15 protein-coding genes and 1 tRNA gene are annotated in these 19,902 nt (G+C 38.7%); 9 read left to right on the forward strand and 7 right to left on the reverse strand.

The features are described 5' to 3' along the window. Positions 1 to 25 precede the first annotated feature (25 nt). Both RMB13_RS10145 and RMB13_RS10150 read left to right on the forward strand, forming a co-directional pair. Positions 26 to 2,296 (forward strand): NADP-dependent malic enzyme, encoded by a 2,271-nt coding sequence (locus RMB13_RS10145; RefSeq protein WP_003650593.1) that lies wholly within the window; start codon positions 26 to 28, stop codon positions 2,294 to 2,296. 91 nt (positions 2,297 to 2,387) lie between these two features. Then, positions 2,388 to 3,626, forward strand: coding sequence for a multifunctional CCA addition/repair protein (locus RMB13_RS10150; RefSeq protein WP_003650590.1), 1,239 nt, complete (start codon positions 2,388 to 2,390; stop codon positions 3,624 to 3,626). Positions 3,627 to 3,668: 42 nt separating this feature from the next. On the opposite strand, the gene RMB13_RS10155 is transcribed toward RMB13_RS10150, so the two are convergent. Next, positions 3,669 to 4,844: a S1C family serine protease gene (locus RMB13_RS10155; RefSeq protein ID WP_004643516.1), complete on the reverse strand. Its 1,176-nt coding sequence runs from the start codon at positions 4,842 to 4,844 to the stop codon at positions 3,669 to 3,671. A gap of 194 nt (positions 4,845 to 5,038) precedes the next feature. Between RMB13_RS10155 and RMB13_RS10160 the strand changes: the two genes are divergently transcribed. From RMB13_RS10160 to RMB13_RS10175, 4 genes are all read left to right on the forward strand, one after another. Next, entirely contained in the window at positions 5,039 to 5,797 is a 759-nt protein-coding gene (locus RMB13_RS10160; protein WP_004643518.1) for a Nif3-like dinuclear metal center hexameric protein, read from the forward strand. Between the two features lie 145 nt (positions 5,798 to 5,942). After that, positions 5,943 to 6,569 (forward strand): superoxide dismutase, encoded by a 627-nt coding sequence (locus RMB13_RS10165; RefSeq protein WP_003650584.1) that lies wholly within the window; start codon positions 5,943 to 5,945, stop codon positions 6,567 to 6,569. A gap of 147 nt (positions 6,570 to 6,716) precedes the next feature. Continuing rightward, positions 6,717 to 6,792, forward strand: a tRNA-Asn gene (locus RMB13_RS10170). A gap of 56 nt (positions 6,793 to 6,848) precedes the next feature. Beyond that, positions 6,849 to 7,292 carry a DUF2726 domain-containing protein gene (locus RMB13_RS10175; RefSeq protein ID WP_311085184.1) on the forward strand — a complete coding sequence of 148 codons (444 nt, stop codon included), beginning with the start codon at positions 6,849 to 6,851 and terminating at the stop codon, positions 7,290 to 7,292. Between the two features lie 9 nt (positions 7,293 to 7,301). Here the strand turns inward: RMB13_RS10175 and RMB13_RS10180 are convergent, their stop codons facing one another. The 5 genes from RMB13_RS10180 to glnA all read right to left on the reverse strand — a co-directional run bounded on the left by RMB13_RS10180 (position 7,302) and on the right by glnA (position 11,987). Continuing rightward, positions 7,302 to 7,502 (reverse strand): hypothetical protein, encoded by a 201-nt coding sequence (locus RMB13_RS10180; protein ID WP_026056195.1) that lies wholly within the window; start codon positions 7,500 to 7,502, stop codon positions 7,302 to 7,304. Between the two features lie 106 nt (positions 7,503 to 7,608). Continuing rightward, positions 7,609 to 8,946: a lipase family protein gene (locus RMB13_RS10185; protein WP_311085186.1), complete on the reverse strand. Its 1,338-nt coding sequence runs from the start codon at positions 8,944 to 8,946 to the stop codon at positions 7,609 to 7,611. Positions 8,947 to 9,060: 114 nt separating this feature from the next. Then, positions 9,061 to 9,939: a 4-hydroxybenzoate octaprenyltransferase gene (gene ubiA / locus RMB13_RS10190; protein WP_311085187.1), complete on the reverse strand. Its 879-nt coding sequence runs from the start codon at positions 9,937 to 9,939 to the stop codon at positions 9,061 to 9,063. Continuing rightward, positions 9,936 to 10,445 (reverse strand): chorismate lyase, encoded by a 510-nt coding sequence (locus RMB13_RS10195; protein WP_311085188.1) that lies wholly within the window; start codon positions 10,443 to 10,445, stop codon positions 9,936 to 9,938. Before RMB13_RS10195 ends, ubiA begins: the two co-directional genes overlap by 4 nt. A 126-nt stretch (positions 10,446 to 10,571) precedes the next feature. Further along, positions 10,572 to 11,987 carry a type I glutamate--ammonia ligase gene (gene glnA / locus RMB13_RS10200; protein ID WP_003650573.1) on the reverse strand — a complete coding sequence of 472 codons (1,416 nt, stop codon included), beginning with the start codon at positions 11,985 to 11,987 and terminating at the stop codon, positions 10,572 to 10,574. 794 nt (positions 11,988 to 12,781) lie between these two features. On the opposite strand from glnA, the gene RMB13_RS10205 reads away from it, so the two are divergent. The 3 genes from RMB13_RS10205 to RMB13_RS10215 all read left to right on the forward strand — a co-directional run bounded on the left by RMB13_RS10205 (position 12,782) and on the right by RMB13_RS10215 (position 17,027). Continuing rightward, complete coding sequence (locus tag RMB13_RS10205; RefSeq protein WP_311085189.1) at positions 12,782 to 14,341, forward strand: peptide MFS transporter; 1,560 nt, start codon at positions 12,782 to 12,784, stop codon at positions 14,339 to 14,341. Then, on the forward strand, positions 14,338 to 16,140 hold the full coding sequence (locus RMB13_RS10210) for an aminopeptidase P family protein (RefSeq protein WP_311085190.1): 1,803 nt from the start codon (positions 14,338 to 14,340) through the stop codon (positions 16,138 to 16,140). The genes RMB13_RS10205 and RMB13_RS10210 overlap by 4 nt, the downstream gene beginning before the upstream one ends. 302 nt (positions 16,141 to 16,442) lie before the next feature. Then, a complete protein-coding gene (locus RMB13_RS10215) occupies positions 16,443 to 17,027 on the forward strand; it encodes an aminodeoxychorismate/anthranilate synthase component II (RefSeq protein WP_003650566.1) in 585 nt (194 codons plus the stop codon). 100 nt (positions 17,028 to 17,127) lie between these two features. Here RMB13_RS10215 and RMB13_RS10220 read toward each other — a convergent pair whose 3' ends face one another. Further along, positions 17,128 to 19,899: a M1 family metallopeptidase gene (locus tag RMB13_RS10220; RefSeq protein ID WP_311085191.1), complete on the reverse strand. Its 2,772-nt coding sequence runs from the start codon at positions 19,897 to 19,899 to the stop codon at positions 17,128 to 17,130. Positions 19,900 to 19,902 lie beyond the last annotated feature (3 nt).

Raw genomic sequence — 19,902 nt, forward strand, 5'->3', positions numbered from 1 at the left:
TTTTTTGTATCAAATAGAGACTCAGATGGACGATCAATCTTTAAAACAGGCCGCTTTAAATTACCATGAATATCCAAACCCAGGGAAAATCAGCGTCACCCCAAGTAAGCAACTTGTCAACCAACGAGATTTGGCTCTAGCCTACTCACCCGGAGTTGCTGCGCCATGTTTAGAGATTGAACGTGATCCATCAACTGCTGCTAAATATACAGCACGCGGAAACTTGGTTGCTGTAGTCACTAACGGTACTGCTGTTCTTGGTTTAGGTAATATTGGCCCATTGGCTTCTAAACCTGTAATGGAAGGTAAAGGCGTTCTCTTCAAGAAGTTTGCTGGTGTTGACGTATTTGACATCGAAATTGCAGAAAACGATCCAGATAAAATCGTGGATATTGTTGCCTCTCTTGAGCCAACTTTCGGTGGTATCAACCTCGAAGACATTAAAGCGCCAGAATGTTTCTATATCGAAAAGAAACTTCGTGAACGCATGAAAATTCCTGTATTCCATGACGATCAACATGGTACAAGTATTATTGTAGGTTCAGCTTTGCTCAATGCATTGCAACTTGTAAATAAGAAAATTGATGAAATCAAAATCGTAGCTTCAGGTGCAGGTGCAGCAGCACTTTCATGTTTAGACTTGCTTTGTGCGCTTGGTGCTAAAAAAGAAAATATTATTGTTGCCGATTCTCGCGGTCTATTAACGACTTCTCGCGAAGGCTTAGACGAATCTAAAAAACGTTATGTTCAAGATATTACAGCATCTCAGCTTCATGAAGTAATGACTGGCGCTGATATGTTCTTGGGTCTTTCTGCTGCTGGTATTCTCACCAAAGAAATGGTGAAACAGATGGCAGAGAACCCAATTATTTTTGCTTTGGCAAACCCAGATCCAGAAATTTTACCTGAACATGCACATGAAGTACGCTCTGACGTCATTATGGCAACTGGTCGTTCTGACTATCCAAACCAAGTAAACAACGCATTATGTTTCCCATACATTTTCCGTGGTGCGCTTGATGTTGGTGCAACTACGATTAATGAAGACATGAAAATTGCATGTGTACATGCAATTGCGCGTATGGCTCATGTAGAAGCTGATGCAGCAACTTATGGTGAAAAATCTGCTTCATTTGGTCGTGACTATTTAATTCCACGCCCACTTGATCAACGTTTAATTTTAGAAATTGCACCAGCTGTTGCTAAAGCTGCAATGGACTCAGGTGTAGCAACTCGTCCTATCGAAGATTTCGCTGTGTATCGTCAAAAATTGTCTGAGTTTGTATATAACTCTGCATTCTTGATGAAGCCAATTTTTGCTCAAGCAAAAGCTGATCCTAAACGCATTGCATATGCTGAAGGTGAAGACGAACGCGTATTACGTGCAGTACAAATTGCTGTTGATGAAGATTTAGCTAAACCAATTTTAGTAGGTCGTACGGCTGTAATTGAAGCAAATATCAAAAAATTAGGCCTGCGTTTACAACATGGCGTAAATATTGAGATTGTAGATCAAGAACAAAACCCGATGTATGAAGAGTTTTGGAAAGACTACTATCAAACAATGCAACGCAAAGGTATCACTGTTGAATATGCTCAACGTGAAGCTCGCCGTCGTTCAACGTTAATTGCATCTCTACTGGTTAAATTCGGTAAAGCAGACGGTATGTTATGTGGTACTTACAGTAGCTATAACATTCACCTTGACTTTGTACGCAATGTTATCGGTCTTAAAGAAGGCATGAATAACTTCTTCACGTTAAATGCATTAATGCTTGAAGATCGCAACTTGTTTATCGCAGATACCTACGTAAACACTAACCCGACTGCTGAACAACTTGCTGAAATGACCATTTTAGCAGCTGAAGAAGTGCGTCGTTTTGGTATTACTCCACGTGTAGCACTGCTTTCTCATTCAAGTTTTGGTAGCGACCAAACTGATTCAAGTGCTCAAAAAATGCGTGAAGTTTATCGTATTTTATCTGAGCAAGCTCCTGAGCTTGAAGTTGAAGGTGAAATGCATGGTGATGCAGCATTAGACGAAAATATTCGTCAATTTGCATTCCCTGGTTCACGTTTTAAAGGTTCTGCAAACTTGCTCATTATGCCAAATCTAGATGCAGCAAATATTTCATTCAACCTGTTAAAAGCAACTTCTGGTAACAACGTTACTATTGGTCCAATTTTGCTTGGCGCAGCAAAACCTGTTCATATTTTGACACCGACAGCAACGACTCGTCGTCTTATCAATATGACTGCTTTAACTGTTGCGGAAATCCAACAACAAGAAAAGTAATTTAGAAAGAGCTTTTTACGAAAAGCCTGTCTAATGACTTGAGAAAACCTCTATTCTGTAGCATGATTGCTTGAAGAATAGAGGTTTTTTCATGCAAGTGTATTTAGTAGGCGGTGCCGTCCGAGATTCTCTACTTGGGCATCCCTATCAAGAAAAAGATTATGTTGTGGTCGGAGCAACGCCTGAACATATGCTCGCCCAAGGTTTTCAACCTGTAGGCAAAGATTTTCCTGTGTTTCTTCATCCTAAAACTAAAGAAGAATATGCACTTGCACGTACTGAGCGAAAGTCCGGTAAGGGCTATCACGGTTTTCAGTTTTTTACCGATACCACAGTAAGTTTAGAAGAAGATTTGATTCGCCGTGATTTAACCATCAATGCCATAGCAATGGATCAAGATGGCAGAATATATGACCCCTATGGTGGTCAGACTGATTTAGAAAATAAAACCTTACGACATGTTTCAGAAGCTTTTGCTGAAGATCCTTTACGTGTTTTACGTGTGGCACGCTTTGCAGCTCGATATTCTTCATATGGCTTTCATATTGCATCTGAAACCTTACAATTGATGCAAACAATGGCTGAATCAGGTGAACTCGACGCCTTGACACCAGAACGTGTGTGGAAAGAGACGTCTCGCGCACTTTTAGAAGACCATGCAGATATTTATTTTCAGACACTACGGGATTGCGGTGCCTTAAAACATCTTTTTCCTGAAATTGACGCATTGTTTGGTGTACCACAGCGTCCAGAATATCACCCAGAAGTAGACTGCGGCATACATACCCTAATGTCTTTACAGCAAGCGTGTAAGTCAAACTACTCGCTTGATGTTCGGTTTGCTGTTTTAGTACATGATTTAGGTAAAGCATTAACGCCTGTTAACGAACTTCCTCGCCATATCATGCATGAAGAGCGTGGTGTGAAACCCGTTACCGAATTATGTGAACGTTTAAAGGTTCCAACTCAAACTCGACAGTTGGCATTATCGGTGTGTAAAGAACATCTAAAATGCCATCAGATTATGTCGTTAAAACCCGGAACTGTATGGCGTTTATTACAGCGTTTAGATGTATTACGTCGCCCTGAGAGAGTGGAAGCTTTTGTACAGGCATGTGAGTGTGATGCTAGAGGAAGATTAGGTTTAGAAGACCGTCCTTATCCTCAAGCTCAGTATATGTTAGATGCGATGCAAGTGGTTCGCTCTATTAAAGTTCAGGACTTACCCGAGAACATTAAGGGTGCTGAAATTGGTGAAATGTTAATTCAATGTCGCATTGATGCTTTAACTGAGTTCAAACATCAACATCAAACACCCACACATTCTTAATTTAAGCCAATAAAAAAGCCTCATTACGAGGCTTTTTTGTTTTTACTGTTTAGGCAGTGGTATATATTGAGATTGAGTATTTTGGTTTTTTCTTTCCCCAACTGCTACCACAAAGTTTTCTTGCTTCCCAGCTCGCTCAACCACCACATTAATTTCGCTATTAGGCGCTTGTAATGCAACGTAATTAATCAAATGAGAAGCTGAGGTAATTGATTCATTATTCACCTGAATAATTTTATCACCAACTTTAATACCGGCTGAAGCTGCTGGCCCGTTTTTCAAAACATCAGCAACAACTACACCAATTTGCTGTTTTGGTGCTAATACATCTTCTTGTGTAGGCGGTACTAGACTAATGCCCAACCACCCACGTACAACACGACCATCTTTCAAAATCGAGTTTAATACTTGTTGGCAAATTTTAGCTGGAATTGCGAAACCAATACCTAAAGAGCCGCCTGACTGCGAGAAAATAGCGGTATTTACCCCAATTAGGTTACCAGCGACATCAATTAAAGCTCCGCCTGAGTTACCTGGGTTAATTGCAGCATCTGTTTGAATGAAATCTTCATAAGTATTGATGCCTAAATCAGAACGTTCAGTGGCAGAAATAATACCTTGAGTTACTGTTTGCCCTACTCCAAATGGATTACCAATCGCTAAGACAACATCACCCACTTCATTACCGCTAAGCTTAAATGGCAACACGGGTAATTTATCTAAATCGATTTTAATTACAGCTAAATCCGTATCAGGATCTGTTCCAACAATAGTTGCTTCTGCACGACGTCCGTCACGCAATGCAACTACAATTTGGTCAGCCTGAGCAATCACATGATTATTGGTAAGAATATAACCATCAGCACGAACAATAACCCCAGAGCCTAAACTATTTTCATTTTGCTGTTGTTGTTCAGGAACCTGATTTCCAAAAAATTCGCGGAATACTGGATCACTTAACAATGGATGATTTTGTTTAACTTTCTGGGTCGTAAAAATATTAACAACTGCCGGCGCTGCAACTTTCACCGCAGCACTATAAGACACCACCCCGCCCGCTCGTGAAGTATCAACCAGTGGTTCAACTTTTTCGGCAGGCATTTGCACCCCATCAACTGCAACAGTTGGTTTCGGCTGATGGTATTTTTGCCATGCAATAAAACTGGCAATTACAATAATAAGTAACACCCAAGGTAACCATGTAAAGGTGCGGCGCACGTTCATATCCTCTACGCAAAGAAGCTTTTAATTAAATTAATATATTGAACAAAAAGAGTTTTCAGTTAAGCATTTTAAATTAAATATGTCGATATACATAAAAAACTCAAAAAAGATTTGTCTAGCTTTAGTTACACAACAAAATATGTTTCTATAGCTTTAGCAATTATTTACTACTCAATTCAGGAAATATCATGGCGAATTTGCATGAAATTATTCAGTGGTGCGACCAAACCTTAAAAGCAGCAGAATTTAAAGATTACGCACCAAATGGCCTGCAAATTGAAGGTTCAACTGAAGTAAAACGTATCGTTTGTGCCGTTACTGCTTCCGAAGATGCGATTGATGCAGCTATTGCTCAAAATGCCGATCTATTACTCGTACATCATGGTTATTTTTGGAAAGGCGAACCGTACCCAATTACAGGAATGCGCGGTAACCGAATTAAAAAATTAATTCAAAATAATATTTCACTCGTGGCTTACCACCTACCTTTAGATGCACATCCAAGTTTGGGTAACAATGTAGCCATTGCAGAAAAATTGGGCTTACACCATTTAGAACCACTCGATTTAGCCGAAAAACATCCAATTGGAAATATTGGTTATTTAGAGCAAGCGCTTTCTGTTGAAGAGTTTAAAGCAAAATTACAAGATAGCTTTGATTTTAAAGTAATTCACTTACCAGCCGAGAAAAAAACTATTCAAAAAGTAGGTTTCTGTACTGGCGGTGCTCAAGATTTTATTGCTAAAGCGGCTTTGCAAAATTGCGATGCTTATATTTCAGGCGAAGTCAGTGAACGAACTTTCTATGAAGCAAAAGAATTAGGAGTTCACTATTTTGCGTGTGGTCATCATGCAACCGAACGTTATGGAGTTCAACGTTTAGCCCAAGCAATTTCAAAGCAGTTTGCAATTGAAGCCGAATATTTTGAATTGAATAATCCGATTTAATTAAGTCTTTTTTTCAATCTGTGTTATGCGTATTAATTAGATCTTTATTGTGTATAGTTCTTTAAAACGATGCCCTATTGTGAACAGAATCATTTACAATAGAGCCACTTAATTGTATAACCCAGCAAATGCAAGGAATAGGAACATGACAACCATTACTTTACCTGCACTTCCATATGGCTATGATGATTTAGCGCCACATATTAGTAAAGAAACTTTAGAATACCATCACGATAAACACCACAATACCTATGTTGTTAACTTAAACAACTTAATCAAAGGGACTGACCTTGAAGGTAAAACTTTAGAAGAAATCATCAAAGCAACTGCTGGTGATGCATCTAAAGCTGGTATTTTCAATAACGCTGCTCAAGTTTGGAACCATACATTCTACTGGAATTCTATGAAGCCAAATGGTGGTGGTAAGCCTACTGGCGCAATCGCTGCTAAAATTGAAGAAGCTTTTGGTAGCTACGAAAAATTTGCAGAAGAATTTGCTGCTGCTGCAACAACTCAATTCGGTTCAGGCTGGGCTTGGTTAGTTGCTGATGAAGTAAACGGTAAATTATCTATTACTAAAACTTCTAATGCAGACACTCCACTTGCTCATGGTCAAATTGCTGTATTAACAATTGACGTATGGGAACATGCTTACTACATCGATTTCCGTAACCTACGTCCTAAATACATCGCAACTTTCTTAGAAAGCCTTGTGAACTGGGACTATGCGAATGCAAAACTTGCAGGTCAACCAGCTGGTGTAGAGAAATAATTTTATTTCTTTATAAAAAAACCACCCTATTTTGGGTGGTTTTTTTATTTTTAGTACCTTAAAAGCATATTAATCAAGCAAACGATTCATTTTCTTTAATATTCTTATTGACGCTTTTAGATTTCATCCATAAAATGCGCATCAGATTCTCCAATAGCTCAGTCGGTAGAGCGACGGACTGTTAATCCGCAGGTCCCTGGTTCGAGCCCAGGTTGGAGAGCCAAGATTCTTAAAAACCCACTCATCATGAGTGGGTTTTTATTTGTATGATGCCTTCACATGTTCGAATCGAGTCACTTATTTTTTATTGTTTTAGGTTGCATCAGCACCTGCATTTTTCTTGCTGTTTGTTTACGTCCTTATTTATTTCCAAAACAAAAATTCTTTGCTCGCCCTGTTATTACCAACTTTGAAACTCAAATGTTTATCCGTTTAAAACAAAGTTTTCCAAGTTATCATGTTTTCGCACAAGTGGCTTTTAGCGCTTTAATTACCAGTAAGGACTATAAAATTCGTAGTCAGTTCAACCGTAAAGTTACCGACTTCGTTGTGCTTAACGACAAGATGGAAGTAATTGCCATTATTGAACTAGATGACCCTTCTCATCTTGAAAAAGCGGAAGAAGATCGTATTCGTGATCAAATGCTCACAGAAGCAGGTTACATTGTAAGACGTTACACAAATATTCCGACGGTACGTCAGCTACAAAAAGATATTCATTAAAAACCGCTGTTATTTCTTTTCAGAACTTGCTGCTTCTTTTTCAGCTATTCTTTTTTCCATTTCTAAACGTTGCTGCTCATATTGTTTTTTAGTCTTAGCATCACTCTTTGCAGCCAAGAAAAGTATTCCGATAATAAAAAAAGGAATAAGCAAACCTAATCCCATTAATAACCAAGGAACAGATTTTTTTTCAACAGTTGGCTGGCTCATAACTACTTCAAACTCAAACGGTATCGATTTCAGAATGCGTAACAATATAACAAAAAAAGGGCCCTCTTTAGGACCCTTTTAACTTGAATATTTTAAATACAAAAAATTATTGTGCTACTCCAGTACATTCTTGTTTTCCACTTGCATCAATTATCGATGGGTCTACAACAGCATTTGTCTTAGCAGGCATATTCTTTTGTATAAATTGATAGATATCAGCATTTTTACAAACAATGGCTTGGGTATGTGTCGCATTTTCTACTAGATCTAGTTTAATGTTAGGTGAACCCAAAGTTACCAGTCCAGCCACCATCATTTGAGTAATTGGATAAGGGACATTGGTATCAAGCTTACCTTGAGCAATATATACAGGTTTATCTAAACGTTTTGTACCAGGCTGACTTGCGAGTAGAAATTTCTGAACAGTCTCATTTGACTTAAAATTATTAGCATCAAGTCCAGGATAATCCATAACTTTTTTATCTGGGTTATCAGTCATAAATTTAATAATATCTTCTTTAAATTTATTAATTAGACTAAGACTCGGATCAGCGCTATCTAAACATAAACCATTTTCTCCAGTACTTCCTTCCGCAAATTCAGCTAAAGACTTTGTTCTAGTTTGGAAAAGATCTCTATACTCAAAACGTGGTTCATACGCTTTAATACCCACACCCGTTAAAGCGGCATAAGCTAGCAGGGTAGCATAAGAGTCAACAGATACTCGTTTATCTAAAGCTACATTACCTGCAATTTCTTGCTGCTCAATTAATGCTAATGCATTTGGTGCCACATCAAGAATAATTGTACCCAAGCTCGATGCAGGTGCGCCTGCGACCGCACCTTTATATGTTATATCTGTATTTGCATATTCAGCAGTACCTATAGATGCCTGACCTCCTTGTGACTGACCTACAGACATCCAATCACCATTTAACTGAGTACCATAATGATCTTTTGCTGCTTTAACAGCTGCTAATGCTGATTTGGCTTCACTAGCTAAATTAAGATATGGATGGATTCCTTTTGTACCAAGACCTTCGTAATCTGGCGCCACAATCACATATCCAGCAGCTAATAATGTATCGGCTAAAATTTTGAAGCGTGGATTAATCGTATTATTACTTGGCGCACAACTGTCCCCTACGCCTACAGTGCCGTGTTCCCATACCACTACGCGATAACCATCTTTAGGTTGAGCAATTTTAGGGAACATTACTAGTGCGGTTGCTTCTGCTGTTTTACCTTGTACATTGACCATGTTATAGGTCATGACTTTTATAGATGAAGCACCCTCTAAACTATCCTTAGAATAGGCTTTTTCAGAAATATATGTTTTATCAGGGTTCACACCAGTATAGTCATCATCATCGTCATTACATGCTGTAAGAAATAATGCTGAAACCGATAATGTTATAGCTAAAGCAATTTTTGACCGTTTCATAAAATATCCTTTTTATGTTATGTGTTATTTATTCCGCATATTTTTATGCACAAATATTAAGACATAAAAAAAGTGCTCTGCATAGAACACTTTTCAACCTTACGGTCATTTTTACTATATGAAATTTAAAACTATTCCCAGAAAAATGATTAATCCAACCCAGCGATTGTGACGGAATGCCCAAAAACAGACTTGAGGGTTGCGGTCTTTGGTTTTAATTGTTTGATATATAAAATCGAATGCAACAACAATCAAAGCAATGATCGCCCATGGAAATAAAATATTTTCTAAATACAGTGCCGAACCAATCAAAACAAGACTGGTTGCTTGTAAAAGCGCAATAATCTGGATGTCATATCGACCAAAAAGAATAGCTGTAGATTTCACACCAATCTTTAAATCATATTCACGGTCAGTAATGGCATATTGAGTGTCATAAGCGACTGTCCAAGCTAGATTACCAAAATAAAGAAGCCAGCAAGTTATATCTAACGGCTTACCCATCGCAGTAAATGACATTGGAATTCCCCAAGAAAATGCCATACCTAAAACCACTTGTGGTAAATGGGTATATCTTTTCATGAAAGGATATATAAATGCTAAAACTAATCCAGCTAGTGCACAATAGAATGTCGCTATAGGTAAAAAGAACAAAGTACAAGCGCTAGCAAATACTAGCGTTAAAAATACATATATTGCTTCTCTAGGACGAATTACCCCAGTTGCTAATGGGCGTGTTTTAGTGCGTTCAACATGCGCATCTACTTTACGGTCCGCAAAGTCATTAATGGCACAACCAGCAGCACGCATAAAAATTGTGCCTAAGACCATTGCCAAAAGAATATGCAATGGCGGCCTTCCTTCTGCCGCAACCCAAAGTGCCCACATGGTTGGCCAAAAAACCAGTTCTGTTCCAACTGGCTTATCAAATCGACATAGATAATAGTATGCTTCTAAACGCTGACGCCATGTGGTATCTGTTGCAGTCGTCATAGTAGTTCCTTGTCGTGCTGCTGATGTAGAAAAGCTTCAAAAGCTGGTAAGAATGTTTCTTGGACTATAAATTTACACCCATGCCAAGTATAGCAACTTTGTCGCGTCCACCCTTCTGGCAAACGAATGACACGGCGGTCACAAAGTGGTGTCGTTCTTTGAAATAGAAAAAATCCAATCGGTGTAGAACCAATATGCTGAAATATGCGAGCTTTTTTTTGTAGGCTTAAAATAGGAAAAATACTTTTTGCTTTAACCCATGGCTCTGCTTCACTGCCATATAAATAAGTCTCACGCACCCATGAGGTGTGAGTATGAGGCATATTCATCCATTGGCTATCTGCAAAAGTTAAACGCTGAAAGTGTTCTTTAAAAGGTTTTACACTGAACTGACCACCACCAAGATCAGTCAATTGTTGAGTCAGAGAACCAGACGCATACAACCATTTTTTCAACTCAGGATTTAAATTCTTGTCCTGTTTAAGTACTGGTTGCCGTTTACGCATAATCTGCTCACATGAAAACTCGCACTTAGTTTAACCCAATTTTTTGATAAAAAACGTAGAGAATTCAATCAACATTCCAAGCAATAAAAAAGCCTGCATAAGCAGGCTTTTTTATGAAAATACGTATTACAAGCTGTAGTACATATCAAACTCAACTGGGTGAGTAGTCGTGTTAAGACGACGTACATCTTCAGTTTTAAGTTCGATGTATGCATCAAGCATTTCTTTAGTGAACACGCCGCCTTTTAACAAGAATTCGTGATCTGCTTGAAGTGCTTCAAGAGCCATATCTAAGCTATGAGCAACTGTTGGGATTTTTGCTTCTTCTTCTGGAGGAAGATCATACAAGTTCTTATCAGCAGCTTCACCCGGATGGATCTTGTTTTGGATACCGTCGATACCAGCCATTAACAATGCAGCGAAACCTAAGTACGGGTTCATCATTGGATCTGGGAAACGAGCTTCGATACGCTTACCTTTAGGGCTAGAAACGTATGGAATACGGATAGACGCAGAGCGGTTACGCGCTGAGTAAGCAAGCATGATTGGCGCTTCGAAATGAGGAACCAAACGCTTGTATGAGTTTGTAGATGGGTTTGTGATCGCATTCAATGCACGAGCGTGCTTGATAACACCACCGATGAAGTACAATGCCATTTCAGAAAGGCCTGCATATTCATCACCAGCAAACAAGTTCTTGCCATCTTTAGAGATAGACATATGAACATGCATACCTGAACCATTATCGCCTACCATTGGTTTAGGCATAAAGGTTGCAGTTTTTGCATATTGGTGTGCAACGTTCCAAACAGCATATTTGAATTGTTGAACTTCGTCAGCTTTACGTACAAGTGTATTGAAGCTCACACCAATTTCTAATTGGCAAGAAGCAACTTCGTGGTGGTGTACTTCTACACGACCAGGGCCCATGATGTCTTCGATTTTCGCACACATTTCTGCACGCATATCTTGTGAAGAATCAACTGGAGGAACTGGGAAGTAACCGCCTTTAACACGTGGACGGTGACCTGAGTTACCAGACTCGTAATCTTTACCAGTAGACCAAGCAGCTTCTTCAGCGATCAATGTATGACGAGCGCCAGACATATCGATGTCCCACTTCACTTCATCAAATACAAAGAATTCTGGTTCTGGACCAAAGAATGCAGTATCACCGATACCTGTAGATTTTAAGTATTCTTCTGCACGGCGAGCAATCGAACGTGGGTCACGCTCATAACCTTGACCAGTTGAAGGTTCAATAACGTCACAAGTCACAACTACAGTTGGTTCAGCAAAGAACGGGTCAACAAAACCAGTTTCTGCATCTGGACGTAAAATCATGTCAGATGCTTCAATGCCTTTCCAACCAGCGATTGAAGAACCATCAAACATTTTACCGTCTTCAAAAGTATCTTCATCAATAGAATCAGCTGGGTAAGTTACGTGCTGTTCTTTACCCTTAGTATCAGTAAAGCGAAAATCGACCCATTTTGCGCCACTTTCTTGTATGAGTTGAAGGACCTTGTTCGCCATGCTCATTTTGCTCCAATGAAATTTTGTTGCACTTGTTAAGTGCGTGTTAATTGCTGGTATTTATAAAGCAAATCTCATACCAACTTTATAAGACTTACCTAAAACATTGAATTGCTTATAACTATCCATGATTTAGGCCCCTTGTCCTGAACCCATTATACTGTTTGCATAGTGAAATGCACCATATTCAGACATTTTCAAATTATGGCATACAAGAACAGCTCACAATCGCCCTAATTTAGTGCAAAATTGTTGCGCTAATATGAATCATCGCATCAATATCTAACAGTAATTCATGATCATAATACTTTCTTATATAGCAAGCTGGCATTCTTATTACAATGAATAAAAAAATAATAAACGATGACTTATGAAATTTTAACCTTTAGATAAGAACTCAACATCTACTTATGCCTTTGCCAAAAAGGTTTTAATGTAAATATTGCCCTGAAAAGTAATTTTCAAAAAAAATTAAATAGTCCTCTTTTGCGTTATACCTCACCCATTAAAATACTGAGGTTTTCTGAAATTATTTTTCTTTTTTACAGCACTTCTATTTTAAGACTCGTTAAAAGCAGCTTAATCCTTATTTTCCTTATGGAGTTCTCTGCTGTGACGCAAGTTTTGGTCAGATTTGGTGCGCTAAAATAATTTTTTCAACGGATAATTTTTTACCATTTGTTATATACCTTTTTTATACATGACTAACTTGCTTTTCAATTTAAAAAAATCTAAAAAATAAAACATAACTTTTTTTTATAACTAAACAAACTAAAAGTTTGGCTTATTAAACTACAAATATGTTCAAAGGATTTGAAATGAAGCATGAACTCGAACAATGCGACACAGCTTTTTTCGGCCATCCAAAACCCTTAAAAACTTTATTTTTTACTGAACTGTGGGAACGGTTTTCTTACTATGGAATTCGTCCTTTATTGGTTCTTTACATGGTTGCGATGGTCAATGATGGTGGTTTAGGGCTTGATCGTCCTACCGCAGCAGCAATTGTAGGATTATTTGCCGGCTCTATGTATTTAATGACCGTTTTAGGCGGTTGGATTGCCGATAACTGGTTAGGCCAAGCAAGATCTGTCTGGTATGGTTCCATCATTATTGCATTAGGTCATTTATCGATTGCACTTACTCCTATCTTTGATCAATTCTTTTTTTATTTCGGTTTAGTCCTTATTGTTATTGGGTCTGGGTTGTTTAAAACCTGTATTTCAGTGATTGTCGGAACATTATATAAAGCCCAAGATAATAGACGTGATGCCGGCTTCTCCATTTTTTATATGGGGATTAATATGGGATCGTTTATTGCCCCTCTTATTACAGGTATATTGGCTCGTGATCATGGCTGGCATCTAGGTTTTGGGATTGGTGGCCTTGGGATGTTAGTTGCATTACTTATTTTTCGTGTATTCGCTATTCCACAGCTACAAGCTTTTAATCAGTTGCGTCAAGAAAATGACAATTGGAATAAACCAATTGTTGAAAATAAAAATGCGCCAAAAATTGCTTTCTCTTTTTTATTAAGTGTTGCAGTCGTTATTGCCCTGACCTTCTTTGGTGTCATTCATATCAATCCGGTCGCGGTAGCAACTTATTTAACAGTTGGGATTGGTATTGGGATTATTGCTTATTTTGCATATTTACTACTTTTCCTGAATTTAGAGCAGCATGACAAATTTAAAATTATTATTTGCTTTGTTTTATTAGCAGCATCTGCGCTATTTTGGTCTGCCTTTGAGCAAAAGCCCACAACTTTTACTTTATTTGCACAAGATTATACAGACCGTATTGTTTTCGGATTTGAGATCCCAACTGTATGGTTTGAATCAATCAATGCCCTATTTATTATTGTTTTTGCTCCAGTTGCAGCTTGGCTATGGGCGAAGCTAGGTAAGGCAAATAAAGACCCAAGCTATATCAGCAAATTTATTATTGCATTGTTATTCGCAGCAGGTGGCTTTTTGCTCATGTCTCTTGCCAGTCATTTTGCTATTAATGGCGGGGCAGTTTCACCATTTTGGTTAGTCGGTACTTTTTTTTTTCTTACCATAGGTGAACTTTGCCTAAGCCCGATTGGCTTATCAACCATGACTAAACTTGCACCTGATATCATCCGCAGTCAAATTATGGGTCTGTGGTTTACTGGTTCAGCTTTAGGTAATCTGATAGCAGGGTTGATTGGAGGACATGTATCGGCAGATGGCATTAATCACTTACCTACCCTCTTTATGAGATGTGTTTTGGCGTTAGTGATTGGCGCACTCGTGTTATTTTTATTAAAGAAACCTATTTATAGATTAATGAACAAAAGTACCAGTAAAGTTCAACCTGACTTGGAAACCATATGACCAATTTAACTGTTCAAGAAAAGCTAGAGAAACTTCGTGAACTAATGCTTAACCAGCATGTTGATGCGTTAGTCGTCATGAGTGCCGATCCACACATGTCAGAATATTTACCAGACTATTGGAAAGCAAGACAATGGCTTAGTGGTTTTAGCGGTTCTGTTGGTACTCTTGTGGTAACCCAAAAGTTTGCAGGCCTATGGGCAGATGGACGCTATTGGGTACAAGCCGAGCAACAGCTTGTCGGAACTGGATTTGAACTTCAAAAACTGACCAGTGATGAATCATCAACACATCTAGCTTGGATTGCACAAAACTTAACAGCAGGATCCGTCATTGCAGTAAATGGACATACCCTATCCATTCAACAATATAAGGCACTCGAACATACTGCAAGACTTAACAACTATAAACTCGAAACTCAACAAGATTTAATTGGAGCCATCTGGTCTGATCGCCCTGAGCTTCCATCAAATAAAATTCATTTAATGCCTGAAGGGTTAAATGCGCTATCTCGTAAAGAGAAAATTCAGAATATTCGTGAAACTTTACACAGCAAGAATATTAAGGGTCACTTCATTTCATCTTTAGATGATATTGCATGGGTCCTAAATGCACGTGGACAAGATGTAGAATACAACCCTGTTTTTCTGTCTCATTTATATATTAGTGAAAAACAAGCTGTTCTTTTCATTGATGCGGACAAAGTTGATATAGCCATTCAACAAGCTTTTAAAGCTGATGGTATTGAAATTCGTAACTACGAAGATACAGCTAAGTTTTTAGCGAATATTTCTGATGCCTCTGTACTTTTAGATCCAGCCAAAGTATCGATTTATCATGAACAAGCCATCGCAAAAGATATTCAGGTTGTATACGACATCAACCCGAGTACGCTTTTTAAATCGCGTAAGCATGAAAGTGAAATAGCTCATATCCGTCATGCAATGGTTAAAGATGGTGTTGCCCTTTGCCACTTTTTCCACTGGCTAGAAAAAGCACTTCATCATCGTGAAAACATTTCAGAACTGACCATTGATGAAAAAATTACAGCTTTCCGTGCTCAGCAAGATGGGTTTATAGGGCCAAGTTTTTCAACTATTGCTGGCTTTAATGCCAATGGTGCTCTACCCCACTACCGTGCGACCGAGGAGCACTATTCATTTATTGAAGGCGATGGATTATTGCTGATTGACTCGGGTGGACAATATGTAAATGGAACAACAGATATTACTCGTGTAGTTCCTGTAGGGACGCCAACGCAACCACAAAAACGTGACTATACCTTGGTTTTAAAGTGTCATATTGCCTTGGCCAAAACGATTTATCCAGAAGGTTTAGCTGCACCGCTACTTGATTCAATTTGTCGCCATACCTTATGGCAACATGGTTTAGATTATCGCCACGGAACAGGTCACGGCGTAGGCTTTGCTCTTAACGTACATGAAGGGCCACAAGTACTTTCTTATTACGCGCCAGTTCATGCTTACAGCAAACTACGTGAAGGAATGATTCTTTCTAACGAGCCGGGCTTATACCATGAGGGACAATACGGTATTCGCATTGAAAATCTAGTGGCAAACCGTCTTCACTCTGGGTTTGAAAAAACTTATGGTGAATTTTTGGAGTTTGAAACACTTACGCTTTGCCCAATCCATTTGGACTGTATCCTTGTTGATATGCTCAACAATGAAGAGAAAGACTGGCTAAATGCTTATCACCAAATGGTTCAAGAAAAACTAGCTGAACATTTGTCTGGAGAGGTTCTAGACTGGCTGATTTACAACACTCGTGCGATTTAATCTGCTTTTCTAACTAAGGCAGAATACTTTTTAGTTCTAATGAAAAAGCCGATTCTGCCCTAGTTGCACATATCTCTGTTTCTTAACAGATCTAATATCAATTTAAAGCTGACTTTTTTAGCAAATTTCTAACGAATGAAATAGTTAAACTGGTCACTTCATTTTTTGTTATATTAGCCGCTTAGATAGCAGCTTTATTTTTGCCTACGATTTTGGTGTGATAATCAAAATGGGTAATTAAACAGGTAAAAATTTAAATAGCTATTTAAATAAATACCATATATCAAGAGGTTAGACTAAAAATGCTTCTAATGATCGACAATTACGACTCTTTTACATACAACATCGTCCAGTACTTTGGCGAGTTGGATCAGGAAGTAAAAGTTGTTCGCAATGATCAAGTCACATTAGAGGATATTGAACGATGGCAACCTAAATATCTGGTTATTGGTCCTGGCCCATGCTCTCCAAGTGAAGCAGGTATTTCAATTCCGGCAATTAACCACTTTGCCGGAAAAATTCCTTTGCTTGGCGTGTGTTTAGGGCATCAAAGTATTGGGCAAGCTTTTGGCGGAAACATTGTAAGAGCCAAAACGGTGATGCACGGACGTTTATCTGATATGTACCATAGCAATAAAGGTATTTTCAGTAATCTCCCTAGCCCATTCTCAGCAACTCGTTATCACTCTTTGGTGATCGATCAGCAAACACTGCCTGATTGCCTTGAAGTAACGTGCTGGACCAATGAAGCAGATGGCTCAATGGAAGAAATTATGGGTGTTAAACATAAGACATTGCCTGTTGAAGGTGTGCAGTTCCATCCAGAATCAATCTTGAGCCAACATGGTCATCAAATCTTTAAAAACTTTTTAGATATCTATGCATAATTCAGCTTCGAATAAGTCATTTTAAAAATGACTAGATTTGATAAGTAACCTGAATAAAAAAGCCAACTATGATCAGTTGGCTTTTTTATGGTTGCATCAATTACAACTTTAACTGTTGCACAATTGATCCATCTTGTTTTGTAACCAAAGATTCGCAAAGTTGAATACGCTCTTTGGTCTGTTTCAATCCTCTTTCAACCCCGACCAATTCTTTAGTTCGTGGTGCAAAAAAGTCATTTAACTGTACTGCCTGTTGTTGGGTACAGGCTGTCCCACTAAACATTGCAGGAAAACGCCCAGCCGAAGATTTACCTAAACGATCAAACACGGCGTCATGATTTACTTTAAACCAAGACCACAAACCACCTTGCTCACCTCCATAATTATTGATTGAGTTAACCACGGTACGAACTTCACCGACTTTAACACGCGGGTTTAAAATCAACTGACGTGCTTGTTGGCGTGTTGCTTCTTGGTTTGCCGAACCTAAGGCTGTAAGAATCGCAAGACGTTGTGTCGGTTGAGTCACGCGTTGTAGTTCTCCAGATAAACGATCAAAAGCAAGTTGGCCTTTTTCTTGTACACGTACAGCTAAAATGGTTGGTAATAATTCAGGTGTTACTTGCGCAAAGTTAAGTTGCTTTTGAGCAAATAGAGCATCTGACTGTTTTAACAGTTGTGTACGAACTTCAGGAACTTGAATATCCAAAGCAAGAAACTTAACCAACTCACTACGCCATAAACTGTCTTCGGCTGATTCACCTGTTTTGTTTACATAACCTAACTGATTTAATTTAGGTAAATATAAATTAGCCAAGACTTTTCTAAAATGTTCACGTTCAACTTCTGTTTTCAATACATGACGATGAATGGTACTTAACTGGGAAAACAATGCTGTACTAATTTGTCGGCTATTTGAATTGGCAAATTTCTTCGCAGCATCTACTACAGCCAATAAATTAATATCACCGTGGTTAAAAGCAGCTGAGATTGCATAGGCATAAGCCAACTGTTCACTGTTAGAAAGCTTTTCTGTAGCGGCAGTCAGACGAGCAAAATCTTTTTGTGGCAAACTAAATTGGTAATATCCTGCCGCATCTGCATTTGGAATATACCAACTGCCAAGGCTAGCACCTTTGAGTTCAATCTTAGCTTCTGCTTGGTCTACCAGTTCACACTGAACTTTACTGCCTGCATTTGGAACTTCATAACGTACACATAATGGTACTCCCCACAGGCTTCTCGCATCTCCTTTTGAGCCTACAGGTAAATAACGGGTTTGCTTCACATTTAAAAAAACTTTATTACCGTCTTGCTGTAATGAGGTGTTGATTAAAGGCACACCCGGTTGATCAAGAAAACTTTTCATCGCTCTAGTAAAACGCTCACCTTGCCCAGACTGCTCTGCTAAAGCGCTAATTAAATCATTGGCTGTCGCATTACCATATTGGTGCTTATTAATATAATTGCGCACACTTTGTTTGAATTTTTCTTCGCCTAAATAGCTTTCAAACATATTTAAAACAGCAGCCCCTTTTTGATACGTGATGCCATCAAAAGCAGTTTGAATATCGGCATTGCTTAAAATAGGCTGACGAATACGACGTACACTCACCAAACTATCACTTTTCATCGCATCTGCAGTGTCTGTAATACGTTCTAGGTCAGCATTAAATTCGGGATGTAATTTTTGAGTAATTTTACTTTGCATCCATGTGGCAAAAGATTCATTGAGCCACAGATCATCCCACCACGGCATCGTGACGACATCACCAAACCATTGATGCGCCAGCTCATGTGCATTGACATTAAATGAATTCTGTACAAAAGAGACTGGCGAATCCTTATCGAGCAACATTAGATAGTCTCTAAAAGTAATTAGCCCTGGGTTTTCCATGGCCCCAGCAGCAAAGTCTGGCGCTGCAAGTAAATCGAGCTTGTCAAATGGATAACCAAAGGCAAAATAATCTTCTAAAGTTTTTAAAATGGCTGGTGTTTCAGATAAGGCATGCTGCATTTTTTCAGCTTTAGCATCAGGCGCAATACCACGTAATTGGATAGGCTGCTTACGCCATGAAGTTGCTCCAATATCCGGGCCTTTTTGTAATTGCCACGGTCCAACAGCTAAAGCAAGTAAATAAGTTGGTAGTGGTTTGGTTTGTGCAAAACTTAGGGTTTTCCAACCCGACTTCTCTGCTTGCTCAGATGTTTGTTGGGTATTTGCAAAACCTGAATATTTGCTTGGAATCGTCAAACGAATATTAAACGGCGTTTTAAAACGTGGCTCATCAAATGACGGGAATGACTGTCGTGCACTAATTGCTTCCATTTGAGTCATAACATAAGGTTTACCCTCAAACTCAATTTTATAAATACCGTCGAGCTGCTGGTCATACGCCGCATTAAAATCTAGAACGAGTTGATACTGACCTGCGGGCAAAGTCTTGGCAAATTTAATTTTACTCACTCCATCTACCTCAGAGGCTTGCTCATATTTTGCCTTGGTTTTAGTACCCTCTGCCGATGTGATATTCACATCTTTAACCGTTAAAGATTTACCATGAATCCAAATATGATCTGTGGCTTGAGCCAGCTTTAAATGAATGGTGGTTTTACCGGTATAGCCTTTCTGTGCAGGATCAATCTTAAAATCTAAATCATAAGATTCTGGTACGACCCACTCGGGTAATTTACCAATCGGGATTTGTTCACTGTTATTCGATGCAAAAATCTGTGTTGCCGATAAAGATAATAATGTTGTAAGTAGCAATCTTTTTTTAAATGAAGGCTTGACCAGCATAAGGGGTTTTATCCTTTGTAGTTTTAAATAAAAAGATGCAGCAAATGCTGTACCACTTCGCTGCACCCACACATC

The organism is Acinetobacter sp. V102_4, assembly GCF_031799005.1.
GTDB lineage: Bacteria > Pseudomonadota > Gammaproteobacteria > Pseudomonadales > Moraxellaceae > Acinetobacter > Acinetobacter calcoaceticus.

Excerpts from the sequence above, each read along its gene's own strand:
- RMB13_RS10180 (WP_026056195.1), bottom strand. The coding sequence starts at position 7,502 with ATGAGCCAGCCAACTGTTGAAAAAAAATCTGTTCCTTGGTTATTAATG.
- RMB13_RS10160 (WP_004643518.1), top strand. The coding sequence starts at position 5,039 with ATGGCGAATTTGCATGAAATTATTCAGTGGTGCGACCAAACCTTAAAA.
- RMB13_RS10210 (WP_311085190.1), top strand. The coding sequence starts at position 14,338 with ATGACCAATTTAACTGTTCAAGAAAAGCTAGAGAAACTTCGTGAACTA.
- glnA (WP_003650573.1), bottom strand. The coding sequence starts at position 11,987 with ATGAGCATGGCGAACAAGGTCCTTCAACTCATACAAGAAAGTGGCGCA.
- RMB13_RS10215 (WP_003650566.1), top strand. The coding sequence starts at position 16,443 with ATGCTTCTAATGATCGACAATTACGACTCTTTTACATACAACATCGTC.
- RMB13_RS10145 (WP_003650593.1), top strand. The coding sequence starts at position 26 with ATGGACGATCAATCTTTAAAACAGGCCGCTTTAAATTACCATGAATAT.
- RMB13_RS10165 (WP_003650584.1), top strand. The coding sequence starts at position 5,943 with ATGACAACCATTACTTTACCTGCACTTCCATATGGCTATGATGATTTA.
- RMB13_RS10205 (WP_311085189.1), top strand. The coding sequence starts at position 12,782 with ATGTTCAAAGGATTTGAAATGAAGCATGAACTCGAACAATGCGACACA.
- ubiA (WP_311085187.1), bottom strand. The coding sequence starts at position 9,939 with ATGACGACTGCAACAGATACCACATGGCGTCAGCGTTTAGAAGCATAC.
- RMB13_RS10175 (WP_311085184.1), top strand. The coding sequence starts at position 6,849 with ATGTTCGAATCGAGTCACTTATTTTTTATTGTTTTAGGTTGCATCAGC.
- RMB13_RS10185 (WP_311085186.1), bottom strand. The coding sequence starts at position 8,946 with ATGAAACGGTCAAAAATTGCTTTAGCTATAACATTATCGGTTTCAGCA.
- RMB13_RS10150 (WP_003650590.1), top strand. The coding sequence starts at position 2,388 with ATGCAAGTGTATTTAGTAGGCGGTGCCGTCCGAGATTCTCTACTTGGG.
- RMB13_RS10195 (WP_311085188.1), bottom strand. The coding sequence starts at position 10,445 with ATGCGTAAACGGCAACCAGTACTTAAACAGGACAAGAATTTAAATCCT.